This window comes from Kitasatospora sp. NPDC058190 (assembly GCF_042883685.1).
Lineage (GTDB): Bacteria > Actinomycetota > Actinomycetes > Streptomycetales > Streptomycetaceae > Kitasatospora.
Genome location: NZ_JBHVVI010000258.1, coordinates 1 through 3,909, shown reverse-complemented (window position 1 = coordinate 3,909; position 3,909 = coordinate 1). Strand labels below are relative to the sequence as shown.

The following is a 3,909-nucleotide window of genomic DNA, read 5'->3' as shown; positions in this document are numbered from 1 at the left end:
TCCATCCGCATAGCGCATACCAACGGCATAGCGCGCAAGTGATGGTCAGTCAGCTACACAAACAGGCCAATCACCTTGAAGCGCCGAGGTCAGTACCCGCAGCGCCGCCGCGACGTCCGTGTTCCTGTCCACGTCTCGAAGCGTTCCATGGCCCGCCGCCGAACCCGCTCCCGCGACTCTCTCCGCGTCGGTCAAACCGACGCCCTGCGCATACCTCACAGCACACCCCCATCCGGGTGACATCGGAGCGTCCTGGTTCATTTCATCGGCTGATACGACATAGATCATTTCTGTGTTCCGGTGTCACTCACTGGAACGACACTCGCGATCCACCCGAAGGAGCCCCGATGCGACTGAGCATCTCTCGTAGAGCCCCCATTCACATGGGACTCACCCTCGTCGCTTTTGGTGTCATTACGCCACCCGCTACCGCACAAGCGGCCGCCTCGGACACGGACGTACTCGGCGTGTCGCAGTCGGCCACGGGGCCCATCAACCCGGTGCTCGGCATGCCCTCCGCCAAGGCAAGAAGAACCGATCGTGTCACCACCCAGGGGCCGATCGTGAACGTGCCCAGCTGCAGCGAAAGCGACCTGCAAGCCGCGATCGGCGCTGTCGCCACGGTGGGCGGCACGGTCAACCTCAGACCGGGTTGCACCTACACCCTCACTGACGCCGCACCGCCCAACGACGACAACGGACTGCCGGTCATCACAAGCACCGTGACGATCAACGGAAGCGGCGACACCATCACCCGAGCGGCAAGCGCGGCCAATTTCCGCTTCTTCCAAGTCAACGGCTCCAATGGGAACCTCACTCTCAACAGCTTGACCCTCAGCAACGGTCACGCGTCCAGTAGCCTCGGCAACGGCCGGGGCGGTGCCATCTGGCTCAGCGGCGGCGGGCCCGAACTGATGCTGAACAACACCATCCTCGCCACCAACACCGCCGACAGCTTTGGTGGGGCCGTCGACAACGACAATGGCGCGTTGACCGTCAACGGGAGCACGCTCCGCAACAACACCGCCGCGGCCGGCGGGGCCCTGTTCGTCAGCCCGTTCGGAGGTTCCGGCACGGCGACCGTCAGCAGAAGCACGATCGTCGGCAACCACGCAAGAACCCTGGCCGGCGGGATCGCCGCCGCGGTCGGCACGAGGGTGACGCTATCCAGCAGCGTAGTCTCAGGCAACGACGTCACCGGTAGCAATCCGCTGGGCGGCGGCATCGCGCAAGCCGGCACCATCACGCTGCAGACAAGCACGGTCACCGGCAACACCGCCACTGGTAACAATGCGCAGGGCGGCGGCATCTACAACTTGACCGGCACGGTGCGGCTCACCGACAGCCCGGTCCTCGGCAACACCACCAATGGTACGAACTCCCGCGGTGGCGGCATCGTCAACACGGCCTCCGGCAACACGACTCTCACCCGTAGCCCGGTGACCAAGAACCAGGCGCTGGGAACGGGTGCAGACGGTGGCGGCATCTTCAGGGCCAGCGGCACGGTGACACTGAACGTCAGTCCCGTCGTCCTCAACCAGCCCAACAACTGCGGTAGCCCCAGCACCGTACCCGGCTGTTCCTAAGTGGTCGAGCTTGGAAGTCCTTCGGGGGTTGACTGGAGTCGATGCCGGGTGTGCCTTCCGATCAGATGCCGAGGACGACGGGCATGCGGGGCGCGAAGCCATGTCGCCAGTCGCACTTCGCGGCAACGGCCTTCTTCGGCCGGCGCCGCACCCGGTCTTCTCCCGATCGAAGTGCCCGTAAGCCGTGAGCGAGGTACGCCGAACAGGTCGGTGATCTTCTTCCGGCCGCGGTAGAGCCGCTGCGAAACGCCACCTGGTCTGGTTCTAGCTTGGGGCGGCGCCTTCCGAGGCGGCCCCGGGCACGGGCAGCGGCGCGTCCGCCGCTCGCGGCGAGCGCGATCGGCTCACGCTGGAGCTCGGCAAGCGCGGACAGCACGGTCGCGACGGCTCGCCCCGCGCCGACCGACGCCCGCCTCGGTGCCGGGCGGTGACAGCCCGCCGTGGTCGGGAGCAGCTCCAGCGCGTGGCGCTGGGCCTGGGCGTCCACGTCCTCCCGGGATAGCGAACTTCTACCGCCGTGACGCCGTCGGCTGCCTCCCGCTGGAGGGGCATCGCCCCTGTCCGTTCGGCTGCGCCCAGAGCCATCACCGCACCATGCCCGAACTGGACCGCTTCGCCCGACTCATCGTCAGCATGTCCGCAACCGAATGGGAGTGAGCCCGGCGGGGGGGGGAGTGTCAGGACCCGCGGGTATCGGCTGCTCCGTACGCTGCACGCCAGGCGGCGGGAGGTGTAGCGGCCTGACGGCGGAAGAAGGTGGTGAAGTTGCCGACGTCCCGGAAGCCGAGGCGTCGGGCGCAGCTGGTGACGGGGAGGTTGGTCTGGGCGAGCAGCCTCTTGGCTTCGAGCAGGATCCGCTGGTCGAGGAAGGTCTTGGCGCCTGTACCGGTGGCCGCGCGCGTTGCCCGGGTAAGGGTGCGCACGTCGTAGCCGAGTGCCTGCGCGTAGTCGGCCACGTGGTGCCAGTGGGTGAAGTGCTCTTCGACGGCACTCCGGTAGGCGCGGAACACCTCTGCGGATCGGCTGCTGGAACGATTCACGCGGGTTGGTGCCGGGGCGTCGGGCAGCGCGCGCAGCATGAGTGCTGCCAGCAGGTGGGAAAGCAGTGCGGCGGACGCCAGGCGTGGCGTGCGTGCTGTCGCGTCGTGTTCGCGGCCGAGGTGCTCGGCTGCGAGCAGGGCGAGGTCCAGACGCTGCGGGTCCAGATGCCAGCACGCCGGGGCGGTGGTCTCTGCCGTGGTGAAGCCGGACAGGAAGCCGGGACGGAAGAGGACCAGCTGACCGTCGCAGGCGTCGATGTCGCTCCAGCGGTGCACCATGCCAGGCCGGATCCACACGGCGCTGCCTTCCGTCAGTCGGTAGTTGTGGAAGTCCGCTTCGTGGGCGCCGGCGCCCGAGACGACCAAGGCGAAGACATGGAAGTCGGGCCGCTGCGGGAGTACGCGGCGGTGACGGGTGTCCATGGACCGCAGCGCGGCGAAATCGAGGACCTCCACGCCGTACGCAGACCCGATCGCCGGCAGGTAGCGCACCTGCTACACACCGCTGTGTCCGTTTTCCACAACGACTGTGTTCCTTTCCACCGGAGCGCGGACATCGCCTCTCGTAGGGTCCTTTCGAGCCTGACAGGCAGATCAGGCTATCCGTTCGAGGCTGCGCGGAATGACAACGGTCGTTCGATGCAACCGAAATGAGAGGTGTGACGATGACGGAAACGACAATGCAGGTTCCTGTGGCTGGCGGGACCCTGGACGTGCGGCGCGGGGGCCGCACCGGACCGACGCTGGTGTTCGTCCACTACTGGGGCGGCTCTGCCGACACCTGGAACGGCGTGGTCGGCCACCTGCCGCCCGAGCAGGCGACGCTCCGTTTCGATCAGCGCGGTTGGGGCACCTCGCGGTCGCTGCCCGGGCCCTACCACCTCGACCAACTCGCCGACGACCTCGCCACGGTGGTGGACGCCTGCGTGTCGGGACCGTTCGTCCTCGTCGGTCACTCCATGGGCGGCAAAGTCAGCCAGCTCCTCGCGGCACGCCGACCGGCCCACCTGACGCGCCTGGTGCTCGTCGCGCCCGCGCCGCCGCAGCCGCCCGCTACGGTGACCGAGGAGTACCGGCAGGGCCTGTCCCACGCCTACGACGCACCCGAGACGGTGCAGTACGTCCTCGACCATGTCCTGACCGCCGCACCGCTGACCGAGGCGGTGCGGACCACTGCGATCCGTGACAGCCTGAGGTTCCCCCGAGGTGCGGAAGGTTGCCCGAGATGGCCTGATGGGTCATGAGAAGGGAGCCTTTGTGATGGCTGCTCAGATGAAGTACCC

At 67.5% G+C, this 3,909-nt stretch carries 3 protein-coding genes; 2 read left to right on the top strand and 1 reads right to left on the bottom strand.

The genetic code is table 11. The features are described from left to right. The first annotated feature begins 347 nt into the window (after positions 1-347). On the top strand, positions 348-1,586 hold the full coding sequence (locus ACFVWU_RS44540) for a hypothetical protein (RefSeq protein ID WP_387632365.1): 1,239 nt from the start codon (positions 348-350) through the stop codon (positions 1,584-1,586). Between the two features lie 677 nt (positions 1,587-2,263). Here ACFVWU_RS44540 and ACFVWU_RS44535 read toward each other — a convergent pair. After that, the gene (locus ACFVWU_RS44535; protein WP_387632364.1) at positions 2,264-3,118 is read right to left on the bottom strand and encodes an AraC family transcriptional regulator; all 855 of its coding nucleotides are present in this window, start codon (positions 3,116-3,118) and stop codon (positions 2,264-2,266) included. A 200-nt stretch (positions 3,119-3,318) separates the two neighbouring features. Between ACFVWU_RS44535 and ACFVWU_RS44530 the strand changes: the two genes are divergently transcribed. Next, positions 3,319-3,870 carry an alpha/beta fold hydrolase gene (locus tag ACFVWU_RS44530; protein WP_387632363.1) on the top strand — a complete coding sequence of 184 codons (552 nt, stop codon included), beginning with the start codon at positions 3,319-3,321 and terminating at the stop codon, positions 3,868-3,870. The last annotated feature ends 39 nt before the right edge of the window (positions 3,871-3,909 follow it).

Excerpts from the sequence above, each read along its gene's own strand:
- ACFVWU_RS44540 (WP_387632365.1), top strand. The coding sequence starts at position 348 with ATGCGACTGAGCATCTCTCGTAGAGCCCCCATTCACATGGGACTCACC.